The following is a 17,909-nucleotide window of genomic DNA, read 5'->3' as shown; positions in this document are numbered from 1 at the left end:
GTACCGCACCTGCACATAACCGCGGTCCCGCTCATGGCGGCCCCTGATCACTGCGGGCCACCCGGTCCGGCCGTCAGTCCCGTCGCCGTCCTGCGAAAACCTTGGCTTCGAAACTCCACCGCCGCACCGTCCTGCGAACTGCAACCACTTGTCCTGCTTGTACTGCTGGTACCGCTTGCCCGGCAGTTCGTCTCTGCCGGGCCCTGTCTGTCTCTCTGGGCTACGAGAGAAACCATAGCCACGCCACCGCCCAATGTCTACTCCAGCCGACATAGATTTTCGCGTGCTCGGTAGCCAGGTAATCGACCTCGAACGGTGATGCGAAGCCAGGGCGAGTAGGGCCGCTGCGAGGTTCCGGGTTCAGGGCTGTGAGGTGTGGGAGCGGCGTTGGTCGCTTTCGTCGCGGAGGTCTTCGGTGCGACGGGTCAGGTCGTCGACGCGCGTGGCCAGGTCGGGTGGGAGGGCGGCGAGGTGGGCGTGGGTGCGTGCGAGCGGTTCGAGGAGCAGGGCGGGGTCGCTGTTCGCGAGGGCCGCGGACAGGTCGGCCCGTGTGTCCGGGGGCAGGGTGTCGAGGACACTGATCTGTCCGGCGAGTTGACGCAGGTCGGCGGCGTTCGATCGGGCCCAGGCCGTGACAGTGCGGTCGGCGGCGCGGCGGTCGCGGGTCGTTTGGACGCGTTGTTCTCCGGTGGTGCCGGGGTTGCCGGGGCGTACGCGGAGGTAGCGGCGTTCGGCCGCCTGTCGGCTGGTGACGCCGAGGGGGTGGGCGAGGTCGGCCCAGCTGGCGCCGGCGTCCCGGGCGGCCTCGATGAGTCCGGGCTCCCATGTGGCGAGCTGTTCGCGCAGCTCACGCAGGAGGAGGAGGGCGGTGAGCGCTTCCTCGCAGGAGCGGTGCGATGGCGTGTCGGGGGTCGTCGCGGACCGGGCTGCCCGTACTGCTTCGTCGATCGCGGCCAGGGCGGTGAGGGTCGCGGGGAAGGTGACCGGTTGGTTGCCTCCTGTCACAGGATCACGTCCTCTTCGCCATGTCGTCCATTCGTTGACATCCTGCTTGTCGTCGTTTGGATGACATGTTACAACGGAGTCAGATCGAGCGCATTGGCAGTCACTGCCTGATCTCACTGGAGGTGTTTCGCGATGTTGATGCGCACTGACCCGTTCCGTGAACTCGACCGTCTCGCCCAGCAGATGCTGGGGACGACCGGCACCTGGTCGAGGCCTTCCGCGGTACCGATGGACGCTTACCGTGAGGGTGACGTCTACGTCATGTCCCTCGACCTGCCCGGCGTCGATCCGGACGCGATCGACATCGACGTCGAGCGGAACATGCTGACGGTCAAGGCCGAGCGCCGCCCCATCGCGAAGGGCGACGACGTGCAGATGGAACTGTCCGAGCGGCCCTTCGGCGTCTTTTCCCGGCAGCTGGTGCTGGCCGACACCCTCGACACCGAGAAGATCACGGCCGACTACGAGGCGGGCGTGCTCACACTGCGCATCCCGATCGCCGAGCGCGCCAAGCCCCGCAAGATCACCATCGGCCAGGGCGACGACCGCAAGCAGATCAGCGGCTGAGCCGCAGGCAAGACCGGGAGCGGAGGGCGGAAGCCTTTCCCCCTCCTCCGCCCTCCGCCCTCCGCCCCTCCGCCCTCCGCCCCTCCGTCGTCCGCTCCCCGCATCCACGTATGCGAAAGGGGGTCGTGACGAGACCGCGATGGCGCAACGCGCTCCAGGCCACCGAGCCTCTCGCACCGGAACGCTTCGTACGCGCGACGGCCGCCTGGATCGATGGAGCCACCGAGCAGACCGCGGCCTGGGACTGGGCCTGGGACGTCAGCCCCCGTCCTCAGCGTCGCCGCCGACCCCGCAGACGCGACCGCAGACGCGACCGGCAATGCGACTGGCAATGCGACTGGCGAGGAACCGACCGCCCGGATACTCCCGCGGCTCTCACCCGGGCTCTCACCCGGCTACGACCTCCTCATCGGCCGGCCACACCACCCCTGGTAAGCCGACACCCCCTGAAACATGTTCGCTCCGCCCGGTCCACGGGCCGGGCCCGAAGAGAACGGCGATCTCCACCGACATGACTCTTCAGACCGAGACCACGACAGCACCCGCCCACGGGAGCCGCACCACCGCGGCGCCCTACGCCCACATGCTCGAGCGCGTGCGCTACGAGGGCGCCCACCCGACCCTCGAACGCGCCGACGAAGCCGTCCAGCGCGTGCTCGCCGCGTTGGGACGACAGCTCGTCGGCGACGAACGCGTCGACCTCGCCGCCCGGCTCCCCGTCGAGGCCGCCCTCGTCCTCACAGCCCAGGTCCCCACCGTCACCCCCCTCACCGGGTGGGAGTTCGTCAAGGACCTCGCCCAGCGCACCGACAGCACACCCGCGGCCACCCGCTGGAACGTCGGCGCCGTCCTCTCCGTCGTATCCCAGCTCGCCGGACCCGAACTCCTCGACCGCATCATCAACCAGCTCCCCTCCGGCTACGCCCTCCTCTTCGGGAGAGCCGAACTCCACCAGCCACGGCGCAAGACCGCCTCCTCCTGACCATGGCGACCTCGGTTACGCGGCGTGCCTCCCGTGGCAAGGCGGTGACGGCCCTTCCCGTCCGGTGGCACGACCGGTTGAGGGGACGGGGCGATCCGTGAATAGGATCGGCTCTCATGTCGAAGCTTGACGAGTTGCTCGTTGACGTTGCCACGCTGGTGGAGTCCGGGCAGAGCAATCAGATGTCCCTGACGGTGGTCACCGGTGGCGCTGTCATCACCGGTCGGCTGGCGCCCGAAGCGGTGTGGAGGCAGCGGGTCTCGGAGGTCCTGGCGGACTCCGACCGCCTGGGAGAGTTCTCCGCCGTCTTCACCGCTACGACAGGGAGGGACGGGCCGCCCGCGTATCTGCACTTCCACATGGCGCGGATCCTTCATGGCACGGTGGGGATCCCGGAGACGGGCGGGATGTACCGCGTCTCGATCGCGGACGTCAGCGCCTGGACCATGGGCGACTTCAGCTACTCCGATAGCTGACTTCGCGCCCTTGGGGAAGCCCTCCCCCCAATAGGCGAGTAGAAGCCCACCCCCCAATTGGCGAGAGGGCCCGACCGGCGGGTGCCGGTCGGGCCCTCCCTCTCGGCTGCCCGAGTGTCAGCTCACGTTCGCCCGCGAGTCACGGTCAGGCCGCTGCCGGGGCGCCGAGCATCGCGGAGGCGTGCTGGAGGGCGTCGAGGCTGCGGGCGGGTGCGGTGTCCTGGGGAAGGCCGCGACAGGTGAAGCCGAGCTTGGTCATGGCGCGGAGGACTTCACCGGCACTGAAGTCGCGACGGTCCTGACGTGTGATGGCCTGGCCGACCTGCTTGACGGGGTAGGCGCGGCGGCCGATGATCACGGACTCGCCGACGATTTCCTCCGGCTTCACGCCCCGCATGGTCTCCAGGACGCCGCTCTTGGAGAGGTCGAACGGAAAGCGGGCGATGACACAGCGCACGATGCCTCACAGGGAGAAGGAGAAGGGGAGTGGTTCCGCCGTGGTGAGGCGGTTCACGCGAGCGCGAGCGCGAGGACGAGGACGGGCGCGGGCGCGGGGGCGCCCTGGGCATCGTCCTGCTCGCCCACGACGGACGGGGTGACGATCCGGGGACGTACCACCCGCCCCGTCGTCAAGGCGGCGGCCGAGGTGAGCGGCCCGCCGTCGCCGGAGAGGTCGCGCAGCTGGAGCCGGTCCGTGTAGACGGCGCTGTCGCGGACGGCGGTGAGCTGGGTCCGGGTGACCAGGCCCGTGCACTGACCGTCGTTGTCGCAGATGAGCAAGTGCCCGGTGCGGGCCCCGGCCATGACGGACAGGGCCACCTCGACGGTCATGTCGTCGCAGACCTGTAGCCCGGCCGTGTCCACTAGTCCGGCCGTGTCCACGGCGTCGACCACCGTCCTGGGTACGAGGGTGGTGGTGTGCGTCGAGCGGGGCTGCGTCTGGACCAGCGTCACAACGTGCCTCCTGAGGAGATGGGTCAGCTTCCGGATCACGAGGCGCTCAGGCTGCCGCCGCTACGACGGAACTCCGCCCGCCGGAGCGCCGGGCTGCCGAGCCGGTACCGCGCCGGCCGCGCGAGGTCGTGCCGCGCTTGCGCTGCTCGGAGGGCGGCGCGGTGATCGTCACGGGAACGCCGGAGGGGGTCCGCGCGCCGGTGATCCGGGCGAGCGCCTCCTCGCCGGAGCGGACCTGCGTGGTCTCGGGCACGATCCCGGCGGCCGCCATGAGACGGGTCATCTCGCGGCGCTGGTTGGCGGTGACCAGGGTGACGACGCTGCCGGACTCGCCGGCCCGCGCGGTGCGGCCGCCGCGGTGGAGGTAGTCCTTGCTGTCGGTCGGCGGGTCCACGTTGACGACGAGGTCGAGATTGTCGACGTGGATGCCGCGCGCGGCGACGTTCGTGGCGACTAGGACGGTGACGTGCCCGGTCTTGAACCGGGAGAGGGTGCGGGTGCGCTGCGGCTGCGTCTTGCCGCCGTGCAGGGCGGCCGCGCGGACACCGGAGTTGAGGAGTTCCTCGGTGAGGCGGTCCACGGCGTGCTTGGTGTCCAGGAACATGATCACGCGGCCGTCGCGCGCCGCGATCTCCGTCGTCAGCCGCTGCTTGTCCGCGCCGTGCACATGCAGGACGTGGTGCTCCATCGTGGTGACCGCGCCCTGGGAGGGGTCCACCGAGTGGACGACGGGATCGGCGAGGTAGCGGCGGACGAGCAGGTCGACGTTGCGGTCCAGGGTCGCGGAGAACAGCATCCGCTGTCCCTCGGGGCGGACCTGGTCCAGGAGCGCGGTGACCTGCGGCATGAAGCCCATGTCGGCCATCTGGTCGGCCTCGTCCAGGACGGTGATCGACACCTGGTTCAGCCGGCAGTCGCCGCGGTCGATGAGGTCCTTGAGGCGGCCGGGGGTGGCCACGACGACCTCGACGCCGCTGCGCAGCGCGTTCGCCTGCCGGCCGATCGGCATGCCGCCGACGACGGTGGCCAGGCGCAGCTTCACGGCGCGGGCATACGGGGTGAGCGCGTCGGTGACCTGCTGGGCGAGTTCCCGGGTGGGGACCAGGACCAGCGCGAGCGGCTGCCGGGGCTCAGCGAGCTGTCCGGCGGTGCGGGCCAGCAGGGCCAGGCCGAAGGCCAGGGTCTTGCCCGAGCCGGTCCGGCCGCGGCCCAGGACGTCGCGGCCCGCGAGGGAGTTCGGCAGCGTCGCGCCCTGGATGGGGAACGGGACGGACACGCCCTGCGCGGAGAGCGCGGCCAGGAGGCGCCGGTCCAGGGCCAGGTCGGCGAACGCCTCGACGGCGGGCAACGCCGGAGTGATCGTCTTGGGCAGAGCGAACTCGCCCTGCACGGCGGCGGGACGCCTGCCGTATCCGCCCGACCGGCTCGGACCTCCCGAGCGATTCTGCGTGGACGAACCGGAGCGACCGCCCCGGCCCGTTCCAGCGGACGAGTCGTATGTATGGCCGCCGTTGCGACGTGTGCGGGAAGAACGGCTGTTCGTGCGCGTGGGGTTCATTCAGAACCTTCCTTTGATACGGCGCGTATCGAGGAATTCCCACGCGGAGAAGCAGCGTGGGCAATCACAGGCACGGGCCGAATGAAATGCGAAAGCAGGTAGCTTGGCTCACGACAAAGAATTGTCGGCGCAAGCTGGCGTGAAAAAATGCGAGAGACGCAGATGCGGGTAAGAACCCTGAGAAATGCATGCAGCTGGGGCCCGCACCCCGAGGGATGCGGGCCCCAGCTACGTATTACGCGTCAGCGTCAGGCGGCAACGATGTTCTCGGCCGTCGGGCCCTTCTGGCCCTGCGCGATGTCGAAGGTGACCTTCTGGCCCTCCTGGAGCTCGCGGAAGCCCTGGGCGGCGATGTTCGAGAAGTGGGCGAACACGTCAGGCCCGCCACCGTCCTGCTCGATGAAGCCGAAACCCTTTTCCGCGTTGAACCACTTCACGGTGCCAGCAGCCATGTCATATCTCCTTAGGGCAGTACAGCGGCACCCGTACCGTACGGATGCCGTGTCGCCGCGATGATGCCCCGCCCGGAAAATGACCGGAAATACAAAGCGCTTCCGTGCGGCATGCAGCCGACGGGAGGCGCTTGAAGTTTTTGGGTACCAAAACTGCAACTGAGCTAGACAGTAGCACATAACCGTATCCCGCGTACGTCGAACATTTCCCCTGTACGTCGCCGACAAAAACCCTCCACGCGGTGACTGCTAAAACCTCAGACCGCGAACACAGGTATTCATGCACTCCGAATGCGGTGTTTCGGAAGCGAGGCGGTCAACCACTGCGGCGCCAGCAGGCCATCGGAACCTGCGCACGCGAGGCGGGTCCCGACGAGTCCTCTCCGCACACTCCCACTGAGGCGTCCTCGACGGCGCGTGCGGGCCCCGCTCCCGGGACGTTCGCGACCGCGAGCTGCCCGAACTGATCCGGACGCTCACCACACACCTCGCCCCCTTCTCCGTAGCCTTGTAGACATCGCGCTCCAGGCACGTCCTGGCCTTCGCGCTCAGAGTGGCGAGCTGTGCCGCATCGTGATCACGCCAGCCGCCCAGGCGATGCCCCCGCCAACGAACCAGTCCTTCTTGCCCTTATGCCGCCAGCTCTCCAGCTCTCCAGCCACCACAGGCCAAGGCCTATCTGGAGGATCGCGAACCACTCGACGCCACTGAGCCAGATTGCCCACACCATGCACCCGCCAGACATTTCAACTGACGGAGCGTCCGTTCACTGGAGGCTGATTGATCTCGCAAGAGGTGTGCGTGAAGAAGGTCCATGACGGACCTTCACGAAGCCGGAGGCGACTCCCAAGTTGCTCGACGGGCCGGTTCCCAGGACACAAGGAAGGGAATCGACCCAACGGCACCGTGATCAGGAGGCATCACGGTGCTTCTGGCGCAAGGCGTGGATCAGGTGCCTGGCCCCCGCCACCAGGGAGCCGATGGTCGCGGCCCCCAGGACACCGAATACGGCACCTCCCACCGGGTCGTTGTCGTTCACCCACGAATAGTGGACCAGCCTGCCGCCTGCCACGGTGACCGCGATCGGGGCGCCGCTTCCCGGGAGCATCGCGGCTGCTGCCGTGAGGAACCCCCCACCTTCCACGGCCTTCCTGGGCTCGGCCGTGTTGAAGCAGAGAGTGCCGGTGACGATGTCCCACTTGACCTTGGGGTCGGCGACGACCGGGTAGGCCGTGCTGCTGTTCGTGTCGATGCTCTGGATTTGGGAGTCACCTTCGAGACGGTAACTAGTGGCGACATCCCTGACGTTGGCGTCCTTGGCCCACGGTGTGAGGCGAGCCGCACTACTGCGGCGCTCGGAGATGCGTACGGCGCAGGTCGCGGGCCGGACGGTCCGCCGCTGTAGTTTGCTGCACTATGAGATTTCGGTTGCTCCGTGCCGCGATAGCCGTGGCGATGCTCGGCGGACTCTTCTGGCCCACGGTGCTGACGTACACCTTCCTGGCAGGAGAGCGGGCCGCCGCGCAGGTCGCCGAGTGTCATCGGGGAGCCAGTCGCAGCCCGCTCAGATGCACGGGGACATGGCGCACCGCCGATGGCGGCACCGGTTCCGGCGGAATCTACGGCCTCAGCCGGAGCGACGCGGGACGCGCCGTCGAGGTGCGCGTCGGCCCGTTGGGTCCGTACCGTCCGGGCCTCAGGGCTGCCGCTCTGCCCGTCTCCGCGTCGTTGTTCTGGCTGGTCGCGTTCGGTGCCCTGACGAAGCAGCAGATCCGGGCAGGAAAGCGCGTCCGTCGGCTCCTCGCGGAACCCGGATTCCCTGGGGACCTGCTGATTGTCACGGGCGCGGGCGCGCACACGCCCGACGGCCGGCGCTCGGCGTCGGTGGTCACGCTTCCGCAGCCCGCGTCTCCTGCGCCTGGAGTGAAGGTGACGTACTGGGAGGTCCGCGGCCCCGCGGGACAGCCCATGTTCCGGGTTGAGAAGCGCAGCGCCGGGAAATCCGTGCCGGAACTGGTGGTCTGGGACCCGTCCGGTGTGTCCGGGCACGTCATCCGCAGCGCTGGCAAGGACTCGTCCGGCGGCTACGCGCTGCTGGCTCTTGACGGTAGACCGGTGGGCTCCGTCGAACCTTCCGCCGGTACGAAGTGGGGTGCCTACGAGTTCAAGGACGACCGCGGCGTGACATGGGCCCGGAGCGCCTGCCGCATGCCTGAATGGGTACTGCGCCTGGGCCCCGCCACTTCACAGCCCCTCTCCCACCTCGCACTCGCCTTCATCATCGGGCAGAGCCGTCGGCACAGGTGACTCGCCCTCCGCTACCGCCCTTCCCGGGCCACGTAGCGACCGGCATAGCCGTCCCTGACCGATCCGGCTAGAGCTACGGATCAGAAGGCGGTTCACATGTCGCACATGCCTTCTATGACCCCTCTGTACGCATGCTCTACGCGGCGGGCCAGGCCATGCCGCCCTCTTCCCCCGGCAGCGGCTCGTCCCGTACGAAGGCCCCAAGCAGTCCAAGGCATGATCGCAAAGCTTGCTCAGAAGGGTGACCGATCCTCCGAGCCGCGGCTCAGTCAGGTCAGGCCACGACAGGAACTCGGCGACCTGAGTGAGCCGAAGCCGGAACTCACGGTCGCGGAGTCGAAGCAAGATCGGTTCCAGCTTGCTGACGTGACTCTGGAGAGACTTCTCCCATAACTGGATGCGCTGGATCCCGTCAACTGCCCTTCAGCGCAGTCGAGTTCGCTCTACGTCAGGACGAGGAGCTCGTGCCAGATCACAGGGGGAGTCACGGGGACATCGGGGACCGTCCAAATGCCAGGTCGACGTCAGCACCGCTCGCGCTGGCTCTCGCCCCACAGGCTGGATACAACCGCGCAGCTTTGAGTGTGAATCCGTAGTGTCATCCTCCCGATGCCTGATCGGTCGTGGCTCTGCACCCGTCACATCACACCCCGCATCGCCCGCCGGGGCACCGAGTCCTCCACTCGCCTGGGACGACACCGATGGACCGTCGAGCGCACGGTGAGCTGGCTGGGCGGCTTCCGCCGCTACGAGCGCAAGACCGGCCCGGGCCCAAACCGGGGCCCGGGCCCCAACATTCCTCAAAGCCAGCGCATCCTCCGCGCGACTGGAGCGGATGGAGCCAGCCAGGCCCGGTATCCGAAGGTGGATACCGGGGCCTGGCTTATTTTAGGCGTCGTGTCATTTGGTCAAGTGTGGGCCGGTCTGCGAGGTGAGCATCGCCAATTGGTGCAGGCGCTTGTAGTACCGGAGCGCTTCCGAGCCCGTGAGGGCGGCAGGACCTTGTCGAGTTTGGTAATGCAGTTGTGCAGAATCAGGCGGCGCTCTGCATCGGGGGAGCCGCCGCCGTTGCGCCAGGTCGTTACGCAGCTGACGACGTCCACGTCGAGCACCACCATGTCGATGCTCTCCAGTTCCGCACCGCGCAGTCTGGCGGGGAACTCGGCATCCAGGTGGTCCTGCCACAGACGGGCTACGACGGCCTCGCGCTTGATCTCTCCACCCACAGGGAACATCTATGTGGCGTTCCCGGGCAGTGGAGTTTCCTTGATCCACTACCCGGCCACTCCCCAGAGGGCCCCGAAACCACTCAGGGGCCTGACCCGCTCTCACGGATCAGGCCCCTGACCTGGTACTTCACTGTCGGGGTGGCGGGATTTGAACCCACGACCTCTTCGTCCCGAACGAAGCGCGCTGCCAAGCTGCGCTACACCCCGATGTCTCCTGCGCGGCTGACCGCGTCGTGGCGACATCGATTACTTTAGCGGACCGGCGGCCGGAGGCGAAATCCGGTTTCCTGGGGGTGGGGGTGGGGGTGGGGGTGACGTGGGGTGTCAGTCGGGTTGGGGGGTCAGGGTGAGGAGTGTGGCTTCTGGGGGGCAGGCGAAGCGGGCCGGGGTGTAGCGGTTGGTGCCGCAGCCTGCGGAGACGTGGAGGTAGGAGGTGTGGCCGTTCGCCTCGTGGGCGGAGAGGCCCTTGACTCGCTGGGTGTCCAGGTCGCAGTTCGTGACCAGGGCGCCGTAGAAGGGGATGCACAGCTGGCCGCCGTGGGTGTGCCCGGCGAGGATCAGTGGGTAGCCGTCCGCCGTGAAGGCGTCCAGGGTGCGCAGGTACGGGGCGTGGACAATGGCGAGCGAGAAGTCGGCGGCGGGGTCTGGGCCGCCCGCCACGCGCGCGTAGCGGTCGCGCTTGATATGTGGGTCGTCCAGGCCGGTGAGGCCGATCTCGTAGCCGTCGATCTTCAGGGCGCCGCGGGTGTTGGTGAGGTTCACCCAGCCCGCCGCGTCGAAGCCGTCGCGTAGGCCCTCCCACGGATTGTGGATGACGCCCACGGCGGGTGCGTTGCCGTTGAGGCCGTGGCGGCCCTGGGTCTTCTCCAGGAGGTAGCGGGCGGGGTTGCGCAGCTTCGGGCCGTAGTAGTCGTTCGAGCCGAAGACGTACGCGCCGGGGAACTGGAGGAGGGGGCCGAGTGCGTCCAGGACCTCCGGTACCCCATCGGGGTCGGAGAGGTTGTCGCCGGTGTTGATGACGAAGTCGGGGCGCAGCCCCGCCAGCGCCTGCAGCCAACGCTGCTTCTTACGCTGTCCGGACACCATGTGGATGTCGGAGACCTGAAGGACGCGCAGGGGGCGCATGCCCGGCGGCAGTACGGGCACGGTGACCCGGCGGAGTCGGAAGGAACGGGCCTCGATCCCTATCGCGTAACCGAGCCCGGCCGCCATCGCCGCCGAGATTCCCAGGGGTACTCCGTATCGCGCGCGCATGAACCCATCGTTGCAGACCGGGTAGCGGGAGGAAATCAGTGGGCGGGGCAACTGGCGCACCTGCGACACTGAGCCCATGACCACGCTTAAGGCCCAGCTGAAGGAAGATCTCACCGCGGCGATCAGGGAGCGCGACGAGCTGCGTTCGTCGACGCTCCGGCTGACCCTCACCGCCATCACCAAGGAGGAGGTCTCGGGCACGTCGGCGCGCGAGCTCTCCGATGACGAAGTGCTCAAGGTGATCGGCAAGGAGGCGAAGAAGCGCCGTGAGGCCGCGGACGCCTTCGCTGATGGTGGGCGGACCGAGCAGGCTGAGCGGGAGAAGGCGGAGGGCGAGGTGCTCGCCGTGTACCTGCCCAAGCAGTTGTCCGACGCCGAGCTGGACGCGATCGTCGCGCAGGCTGTGCAGGAGGCGAAGGCGGCCGGTGCGGAGGGGCCGCGTGCCATGGGGCAGGTCATGAAGATCGTGAACCCGAAGGTCGCGGGCCAGGCTGAGGGTGGCCGGGTTGCCGCCGCGGTGAAGAAGCTCCTCGCGGGCTGACCGCCGCGGTCCGGTTCCGGGTGAGGCCTCGGTTCCGGGTGAGGCCTCGGTTTCGGCCCTGGATGAGGCCGACGCGGCTGCCAGGTGTACGTAGCTGAGGGCGCTCCCCGCCACTTTCGCGAGGGAGCGCCCTCAGTCACGTACGGGCCAGTGCGGAGGCCCGGCGCCCGCCCCTGTCATCAGCGGAGCGTGGGCCAGCCGCCGCTGTCGCCGGTTCCGCCGCCGATGATGTCTCGCCAGTTGCCGCCGGTCCCTCCGTTATTGCCGTCGTTGCCCCCGCCGCCGGTGGTTCCGCCGGTCGTGGTGCCGCCACCGGTGGTGGTGCCGCCGATTGCGCCGCCGATGGTCCCGCCACCAGGCCCGCCCCCCGGCTTCCCGTCGTCGGTTCCGCCGGTGGCGTTGCCGCCATCACCGCCATCACCGCCATCGCCGCCGTCGTCCCCGTCGCGGTCCTCGTCCTTGTCCTCGTCCTTCGCGTCCGGGATGTGCACCGTCTGCAGGCCCGGCGCCGGCTTGCCGTCCAGCGCGCCGCTCATCGCCTGCTTCCAGATCGGGCCCGGGACCCCGCCACCGAACACCTTGGCGTGGTAGCGGCCGCCGATGGTGATGTCGATCATCTTCCGCTTGTGCATCGGGTCGCCGACCCACACCGCGCCCGACATGTTCGGCGTGTAGCCCACGAACCAGGCCGCGTAACGGAAGTCGGTGGTACCGGTCTTGCCCGCGTTCGGCCGGTCGGCGCCGAGACCCGCCTGCTGGCCCGTACCCGCCTCGACCACGCCCTTGAGCAGGCCGCTGATGGTGTCGGCCGTCTTCGTGGACATGGCGCGCGAGCACGCGGACTTCGGCACCTCCATCGCCTTGCCGTCCGCTCCGGTGACCGCCTCGATGGCCACCGGCGTGCAGTACGTGCCGCGCGAGGCGAACGTCGCGTACGCCGACGCCATCGTCAGCGGCGACATCTCGTTGGAGCCCAGCGTCATGGACGGCACCTGCGCGATCGGGTTGCCGTCGGCGCGCGTGGCGCCCATCTTCCTGGCCATCTTGGTCACCGGGCAGATACCGACGTCGCTGATCAGCTCGACGAAGTAGGTGTTGACCGACAGCTTGGTCGCTTCCTTGAGGTCGTACGGGCCGACCTCCTCCGACGTCTCGTTCTCCACCCGCTCGTTCGAGGTGTTGACCCAGTTGCCGTCACACGTCGACACCGGGCTCGGGTACGCCATGTCGTACGGCGACCCGTACACCTGCGTCGGCGACATGCCCTTCTCCAGGGCGGCCGCCGCGATGATCGGCTTGAACGTCGAACCCGGCTGGTAGCCCCCGCCGCCGCCCATGTCCTTGTCCACCGAGAGGTTGATCTCGGTCTCGTTCTTCCCGTAGCCGTACGGCCGTGACTGGCCCATGCCGAGGATCTTGCCGGTGCCCGGCTCGACGAGGGTGACCGCGGTCGCCACCTCGTCGTTCTTCTTGACGTTGTTCTTGATGGCCTGCTGAACGCTCTCCTGGGCCTGGGCGTCCAGCGTCGTCTTGATCCGCAGCCCGCCCTGGTTCCAGATCTTCTGGCGGTCTTCCCTGGTCTTGCCGAAGACCGGGTCGTTGAGGAAGACCTCCTGCACGTAGTCGCAGAAGAACGTGGCGCCCTTCACCGCGGTGATGCAGCCGTTCTGCGGCTTGCTGATCTTCAGGCCGAGGTCCTTCTTCTTCGCCTTGGTGGCCTCTTCCTGCGTGATGTCGCCCGTCTCGACCATCCGCTGCAGGACGACGTTGCGGCGCTTGGTGGCCTCCTGCGCGTCGTTGACCGGGTCGTACCGGCTCGGCGACTGGACGAGACCTGCCAGCAGCGCGGCCTCCTCCAGCTTGAGATCCTTGGCGGGCTTGGAGAAGTACCGGTGGGCGGCGGCCTCGACGCCGTACGCCTGCTGTCCGAAGAAGGTGATGTTCAGGTAGTTCTCGAGGATGCCCTTCTTGCCGAGCATCTCCTCGATCTGGATCGCGTACTTGAGCTCGCGGATCTTCCGGCCGATGGTCTGCTGAGTGGCCTCGGCGACCTTCTCCGGGTCGTCGCCCGCCTCCTCGACGAAGACGTTCTTGACGTACTGCTGGGTGAGTGTGGACGCGCCCTGGGACACCTCGCCGGACTGCGCGTTCTCGTTGAGTGCGCGCAGGATCCCCTTGAGGTCGATCGCGCCGTGCTCGTAGAACCGGGAGTCCTCGATCGCGACGATCGCCTTCTGCATGTACGGCGAGATGTCCTTGAGGTCGACCAGCGTGCGGTCACGCGAGAAGACCGTGGCGATCGTCTCCCCGTGCGAGTCCAGGATGGTCGTGCGCTGACTCAGCGGCGGCCGCTCCAAGTTGGACGGAATCTCGTCGAACCCCTCGACCGATCCCTTGGCCGCGAGACCGAGCGCACCCGCCGCGGGCAGTGCGATGCCGGCCAGTACGGCGCCCGAGAGGACGCTGACACCGAGGAACTTGGCGATCTGCTGACCGATGGACAGCCCTCCGCCCGAGCGCGTGTTTCCCATGGGTGCAGCCTACGTTCTGAATCGCCGGACAGGCGTATATGCCTTGGCCTAAGCTGCACTCAACTGTCACAGCGGCTGTCGCACCGGTGCGGTTTCAGAGGAGATTCCCCCAGTTCTCCATGTTTACCCCTGTTCCCCCTGTTCACCCAGTCCTCTCTGTTCCCCCAGTTCTCTCAGTCTGGTCACTTCCGTCGTCCCCGAATCCGACGGATCCGTGTCCGAATCCGCCTCATGCGTCACCTTGTGCCCGTTGTGACTCAGCTAATGCCTCCCGTTTTGTCGGGTTCATCGCGCATGTCCGCAGCTCACTCCGTCGGGTGATCTGCCGCTTACGCATAGTCCGTTCGGGCCATTCAAGATTGGGCCCCACGGGGGTGTTGCACAGTCGAGACCTTCCGTAACGTCCTCAACTGGCGGCGGTGAATATGCCGCTGCCGCCGTGGGGGAGCCTCGATTCGGGAGAGGACGGCGCCGGCATGGGCTGGGTAACCGACTGGAGTGCGCAGGCGGCCTGTCGCACTACCGATCCGGATGAACTGTTCGTACAAGGAGCGGCGCAGAACAGGGCCAAGGCGGTGTGCACCGGATGTCCGGTGCGGACCGAGTGCCTGGCCGACGCGCTCGACAATCGCGTCGAGTTCGGTGTGTGGGGCGGCATGACCGAGCGGGAGCGACGCGCACTGTTGCGCAGGCGCCCCACGGTCACCTCCTGGCGCCGACTGCTCGAGACCGCACGTATCGAGTACGAGCGCAGCGCGGGAATCCTGCCCGTGGGCGTCGACGTCGACATGGACGTCGACGAGATCGGCGAGCAGGAGCACTACGAGAGTTACGCAGCGGTGGGCTAGCCCACCGCGAGACGCCAGCGAGACGTCAGGCGAGGCGTCAGGCAGCTCCGGTCGGGCGAGTGCCACCGGCCGCGAGTCGGTCTCCGATGTCCCGTAGCCCTGCGAGGTCGTGCACATCGCCGGGCAGGGCGGCTACTTCGGTGACCGCCACCTCGGGGTGGAGCGCGGTGAAGCGGTCGCGGGTGCGCTGCTCGCGCGCCAGCAACTGCATGCGCTCGGCGTGCAACCGCAGCAGGCCTGTGGTCAGGTGCTGGGCGTGCGCGTCAACGGTGTCCGTGCCGTCGGTGCCGTCTGCGCTGTTTGTGCCGTCCACAGAGTGCGCGGGCTCGGGCTCGGGAGATCCACTGGGCGTCTCGGGGGAGTTCTGCACTCCTACCTTCCCGGCGTCCTGATCCACAATGCGGCGTTCGTCAAGATTTTCCGCAGCGGCGAGCGCCCGCTCGGCGGACAGCTGAGCGGCGCCGCTGCCGTGCACGCGATTCAGTACGAGCCCGGCGAGCGGCATCTTCTCGGCGGCCAGCCGCTCGACGAAGTACGCCGCCTCCCGTAGCGCGTCCCGCTCCGGGGCCGCCACCACGAGAAACGCCGTCCCTGGTGCCTGCAGCAGCTGATAGGTGGCGTCCGCGCGGGTGCGGAAACCGCCGAACATGGTGTCCATGGCCGCCACGAAGGTCTGTACGTCGCGCAGGAACTGACCGCCCAGCAGCTTGCCGAGCGTCCCCGTCATCATCGACATACCGACATTGAGGAACTTCATCCCGGCCCGCCCGCCGACCTTCGCCGGAGCCATCAGCACGCGGATGAACTTGCCGTCCAGGAACGACCCGAGGTTCTTCGGCGCGTCCAGGAAGTCCAGCGCGGAACGCGAAGGCGGAGTGTCGACCACGATCAGGTCCCACTCCTCGCGGGACCGCAACTGACCCAGCTTCTCCATCGCCATGTACTCCTGCGTGCCCGCGAACCCGGCCGACAGGGACTGGTAGAAGGGGTTCTCCAGGATCGCCCGGGACCGCTCGGCGTCCGCGTGCGCCTCGACGATCTCGTCGAAGGTGCGCTTCATGTCCAGCATCATGGCGTGCAGTTCACCGGGACCGTCCACGTCCTTGACCCGCCGTGGCGTGTTGTCCAACGAGTCGATGCCCATGGACTGCGCCAGCCTGCGCGCGGGGTCGATGGTGAGGACGACGACCTTGCGGCCGCGCTCCGCCGCGCGCAGTCCCAGCGCCGCCGCGGTGGTGGTCTTGCCCACGCCGCCGGCGCCGCAGCACACCATGATGCGGGTCTCGGGATCGTCTAGCAGCGGGTCGACGTCCAGCGGTACGGCCGGTGTCAGGCTCATCGGCTGGCCCCCTCCTTGGCGTGGTGCGCGTGGCGCGCGTGCTGCGCGAGCTGGGCGTGGTGCGCGAGCCGGGCGTGCTGCGCGTGGTGGTACGCGGTTGGGTGCGCGGGGCGGCTCACAGGTCTTGCCCGCGCGCTCACAGGCCTTGCTTCCGCAGTTCGGCCGCGAGCCGGAACAGCCCCGCCAGGTCGATGCCCTCGGCCAGCAGCTCCAACTCGTGCACGGGAAGCCCCAGCTCAGCCAGCTCAGCCCGCTGCCGACGCTCCAGGGCGACCCGCTCCTCGTAGTCGGCGGCCTGCGCGAGCAGCGGTTCGACCAACTGCTCGGCCCGGCCGCCCTTACGCGCCCCGCCAAGGCCCGCCCGGGAGAGCGCCTTGGCGATGTCCTGGCGGCGTACGTCGGTGGGCACCGGCGCGTCCAGGACGGCGGGGCGCACCATGTTCACCAGGACCCGGCCCGCGGGCAGCCCGGCGGCCTTGAGCTCCGCCATGCCGTCCACCGTCTCCTGGACCGGCATCTCCTCCAGCAGCGTCACCAGATGCACCGCCGTCTCCGGCGACTTGAGCACCCGCATCACGGCCTGCGCCTGATTGTGTATCGGGCCGATCTTCGCCAGCCCGGCCACCTCGTCGTTCACGTTCAGGAAGCGGGTGATGCGGCCGGTCGGCGGGGCGTCCATGACGACGTAGTCGTACGCGAACCGGCCCTGCTTGTCCTTGCGGCGTACGGCCTCGCAGACCTTGCCGGTCAGCAGGACATCCCGTACACCGGGCGCGATCGTGGTGGCGAAGTCGATCGCGCCGATCTTTCTCAGGGCCCGGCCCGCGCCGCCGAGCCGGTAGAACATCTGCAGATAGTCGAGCAGCGCCAGTTCGACGTCGATGGCGAGTGCGTACACCTCCCCGCCGCCGGGAGCGACCGCGACCTTGCGCTCCTCATAGGGCAGCGCTTCGGTTTCGAAGAGCTGCGCGATGCCCTGTCTGCCCTCGACCTCGACCAGCAGGGCGCGTTTGCCCTCGGTCGCGAGGGCGAGCGCGAGGGCGGCGGCGACCGTGGTCTTACCGGTACCGCCCTTGCCGCTGACGACCTGGAGCCTGCTCACGTATGCGAGCCTAACCAGTCGTGCCGTGGGCTACGCATGGGGCTGTCCGTGGCAGGCATTACAGTCGCCGTATGACCAAGTGGGAATACGTGACTGTGCCGCTGCTCGTCCACGCGACCAAGCAGATTCTGGACACCTGGGGCGAGGACGGCTGGGAGCTCGTCCAGGTCGTGCCCGGACCGAACAACCCCGAGCAGCTGGTGGCCTACCTGAAGCGGGAGAAGCAGGCATGAGCGCCGTTGAGGAGAAGCTCGCCGCGCTGGGGCTGACGCTTCCGGAGGTCGTCCCGCCGCTCGCCTCGTACCAGCCCGCCATCCAGTCCGGTGTGTACGTGTACACCTCGGGCCAGCTCCCGATGGTGGACGGCAAACTGCCGGTCACCGGCAAGGTCGGCGCCGAGGTCACCGCCGACGAGGCCAAGGAACTGGCCCGCACCTGCGCGCTGAACGCGCTGGCGGCGGTCAAGTCGGTCGCCGGGGACCTGGACCGTATCGTCCGGGTCGTGAAGGTCGTCGGCTTCGTCGCGTCGGCCGCGGACTTCACCGGCCAGCCGGGTGTCATCAACGGCGCCAGTGAGCTGCTGGGCGAAGCGCTGGGCGACAAGGGCGTGCACGCCCGCAGCGCGGTGGGCGTGGCGGTCCTTCCGCTGGACGCTCCGGTCGAGGTCGAGGTCCAGGTCGAGCTGGCCGAGGTCTGAGCGGCAGCCACGACTGAGCGGCAGCAACGCCTGAGCGGCAGCAACGCCTGAGGGGAGCAGCGCCTGA

Annotated in this window: 19 protein-coding genes, 1 tRNA gene and 3 pseudogenes; 10 read left to right on the top strand and 13 right to left on the bottom strand. The window is 68.4% G+C overall.

Annotation, left to right across the window (positions count from 1 at the left end):
- Positions 1-360: 360 nt before the first annotated feature.
- Positions 361-1,005, bottom strand: a complete 645-nt coding sequence (locus GCN81_RS17885; RefSeq protein WP_156725643.1) for a type III effector protein — start codon at positions 1,003-1,005, stop codon at positions 361-363.
- A gap of 132 nt (positions 1,006-1,137) precedes the next feature.
- On the opposite strand from GCN81_RS17885, the gene GCN81_RS17880 reads away from it, so the two are divergent.
- From GCN81_RS17880 to GCN81_RS17865, 4 genes and pseudogenes are all read left to right on the top strand, one after another.
- Positions 1,138-1,572: an Hsp20/alpha crystallin family protein gene (locus GCN81_RS17880; RefSeq protein WP_156725642.1), complete on the top strand. Its 435-nt coding sequence runs from the start codon at positions 1,138-1,140 to the stop codon at positions 1,570-1,572.
- 146 nt (positions 1,573-1,718) lie between these two features.
- Positions 1,719-2,007 (top strand): annotated as a pseudogene (locus tag GCN81_RS32995) (hypothetical protein); the annotation flags it as partial.
- Between the two features lie 148 nt (positions 2,008-2,155).
- Complete coding sequence (locus GCN81_RS17870; RefSeq protein ID WP_231626824.1) at positions 2,156-2,554, top strand: DUF2267 domain-containing protein; 399 nt, start codon at positions 2,156-2,158, stop codon at positions 2,552-2,554.
- 116 nt (positions 2,555-2,670) lie between these two features.
- Entirely contained in the window at positions 2,671-3,030 is a 360-nt protein-coding gene (locus GCN81_RS17865; RefSeq protein WP_156725640.1) for a hypothetical protein, read from the top strand.
- 145 nt (positions 3,031-3,175) lie between these two features.
- On the opposite strand, the gene GCN81_RS17860 is transcribed toward GCN81_RS17865, so the two are convergent.
- The 6 genes and pseudogenes from GCN81_RS17860 to GCN81_RS17835 all read right to left on the bottom strand — a co-directional run bounded on the left by GCN81_RS17860 (position 3,176) and on the right by GCN81_RS17835 (position 7,102).
- Positions 3,176-3,487 carry an SCO5918 family protein gene (locus GCN81_RS17860; protein ID WP_156725639.1) on the bottom strand — a complete coding sequence of 104 codons (312 nt, stop codon included), beginning with the start codon at positions 3,485-3,487 and terminating at the stop codon, positions 3,176-3,178.
- A gap of 53 nt (positions 3,488-3,540) precedes the next feature.
- The gene (locus GCN81_RS17855) at positions 3,541-3,984 is read right to left on the bottom strand and encodes a CBS domain-containing protein (protein WP_231626798.1); all 444 of its coding nucleotides are present in this window, start codon (positions 3,982-3,984) and stop codon (positions 3,541-3,543) included.
- 46 nt (positions 3,985-4,030) lie between these two features.
- Positions 4,031-5,542 carry a DEAD/DEAH box helicase gene (locus tag GCN81_RS17850; protein WP_156725638.1) on the bottom strand — a complete coding sequence of 504 codons (1,512 nt, stop codon included), beginning with the start codon at positions 5,540-5,542 and terminating at the stop codon, positions 4,031-4,033.
- A gap of 248 nt (positions 5,543-5,790) precedes the next feature.
- A complete protein-coding gene (locus GCN81_RS17845; protein WP_156725637.1) occupies positions 5,791-5,994 on the bottom strand; it encodes a cold-shock protein in 204 nt (67 codons plus the stop codon).
- A 578-nt stretch (positions 5,995-6,572) separates the two neighbouring features.
- A pseudogene (locus GCN81_RS32415) lies at positions 6,573-6,724 on the bottom strand (DoxX family protein); the annotation flags it as partial.
- A 180-nt stretch (positions 6,725-6,904) separates the two neighbouring features.
- Positions 6,905-7,102: a hypothetical protein gene (locus GCN81_RS17835; protein WP_156725636.1), complete on the bottom strand. Its 198-nt coding sequence runs from the start codon at positions 7,100-7,102 to the stop codon at positions 6,905-6,907.
- 308 nt (positions 7,103-7,410) lie between these two features.
- On the opposite strand from GCN81_RS17835, the gene GCN81_RS17830 reads away from it, so the two are divergent.
- The gene (locus tag GCN81_RS17830; protein WP_156725635.1) at positions 7,411-8,301 is read left to right on the top strand and encodes a hypothetical protein; all 891 of its coding nucleotides are present in this window, start codon (positions 7,411-7,413) and stop codon (positions 8,299-8,301) included.
- A 636-nt stretch (positions 8,302-8,937) separates the two neighbouring features.
- Positions 8,938-9,060: pseudogene (locus tag GCN81_RS17825) on the top strand (IS5/IS1182 family transposase); the annotation flags it as partial.
- 149 nt (positions 9,061-9,209) lie between these two features.
- On the opposite strand, the gene GCN81_RS17820 reads toward GCN81_RS17825, so the two are convergent.
- From GCN81_RS17820 to GCN81_RS17810, 3 genes are all read right to left on the bottom strand, one after another.
- Positions 9,210-9,536 (bottom strand): hypothetical protein, encoded by a 327-nt coding sequence (locus GCN81_RS17820; protein WP_197287695.1) that lies wholly within the window; start codon positions 9,534-9,536, stop codon positions 9,210-9,212.
- A gap of 127 nt (positions 9,537-9,663) precedes the next feature.
- Positions 9,664-9,737: transfer RNA gene (locus tag GCN81_RS17815), tRNA-Pro, on the bottom strand.
- 117 nt (positions 9,738-9,854) lie between these two features.
- Complete coding sequence (locus tag GCN81_RS17810; protein ID WP_156725634.1) at positions 9,855-10,784, bottom strand: metallophosphoesterase; 930 nt, start codon at positions 10,782-10,784, stop codon at positions 9,855-9,857.
- Between the two features lie 76 nt (positions 10,785-10,860).
- On the opposite strand from GCN81_RS17810, the gene GCN81_RS17805 reads away from it, so the two are divergent.
- Positions 10,861-11,325: a GatB/YqeY domain-containing protein gene (locus tag GCN81_RS17805; RefSeq protein ID WP_156725633.1), complete on the top strand. Its 465-nt coding sequence runs from the start codon at positions 10,861-10,863 to the stop codon at positions 11,323-11,325.
- Between the two features lie 179 nt (positions 11,326-11,504).
- On the opposite strand, the gene GCN81_RS17800 is transcribed toward GCN81_RS17805, so the two are convergent.
- Entirely contained in the window at positions 11,505-13,856 is a 2,352-nt protein-coding gene (locus GCN81_RS17800) for a transglycosylase domain-containing protein (RefSeq protein ID WP_156725632.1), read from the bottom strand.
- Positions 13,857-14,332: 476 nt separating this feature from the next.
- Here GCN81_RS17800 and GCN81_RS17795 point away from each other — a divergent pair, with 476 nt between their 5' ends.
- Positions 14,333-14,704: a WhiB family transcriptional regulator gene (locus tag GCN81_RS17795; protein WP_197287687.1), complete on the top strand. Its 372-nt coding sequence runs from the start codon at positions 14,333-14,335 to the stop codon at positions 14,702-14,704.
- 37 nt (positions 14,705-14,741) lie between these two features.
- Here the strand turns inward: GCN81_RS17795 and GCN81_RS17790 are convergent, their stop codons facing one another.
- Positions 14,742-16,043, bottom strand: a complete 1,302-nt coding sequence (locus GCN81_RS17790) for an ArsA family ATPase (RefSeq protein ID WP_156725631.1) — start codon at positions 16,041-16,043, stop codon at positions 14,742-14,744.
- 136 nt (positions 16,044-16,179) lie between these two features.
- Positions 16,180-17,145, bottom strand: coding sequence for an ArsA family ATPase (locus tag GCN81_RS17785; protein WP_156725630.1), 966 nt, complete (start codon positions 17,143-17,145; stop codon positions 16,180-16,182).
- A 71-nt stretch (positions 17,146-17,216) separates the two neighbouring features.
- On the opposite strand from GCN81_RS17785, the gene GCN81_RS17780 reads away from it, so the two are divergent.
- Positions 17,217-17,378 carry a DUF4177 domain-containing protein gene (locus tag GCN81_RS17780; RefSeq protein WP_003981536.1) on the top strand — a complete coding sequence of 54 codons (162 nt, stop codon included), beginning with the start codon at positions 17,217-17,219 and terminating at the stop codon, positions 17,376-17,378.
- Positions 17,375-17,842, top strand: a complete 468-nt coding sequence (locus tag GCN81_RS17775) for a RidA family protein (RefSeq protein ID WP_156725629.1) — start codon at positions 17,375-17,377, stop codon at positions 17,840-17,842. Before GCN81_RS17780 ends, GCN81_RS17775 begins: the two co-directional genes overlap by 4 nt.
- The last annotated feature ends 67 nt before the right edge of the window (positions 17,843-17,909 follow it).

Origin of the sequence: Streptomyces apocyni (genome assembly GCF_009739465.1) — a bacterium.
GTDB classification, from domain to species: domain Bacteria; phylum Actinomycetota; class Actinomycetes; order Streptomycetales; family Streptomycetaceae; genus Streptomyces; species Streptomyces apocyni.
The sequence above is the reverse complement of the archived record's forward strand: the minus strand, read 5'-3'. Positions and strand labels throughout refer to the sequence as shown.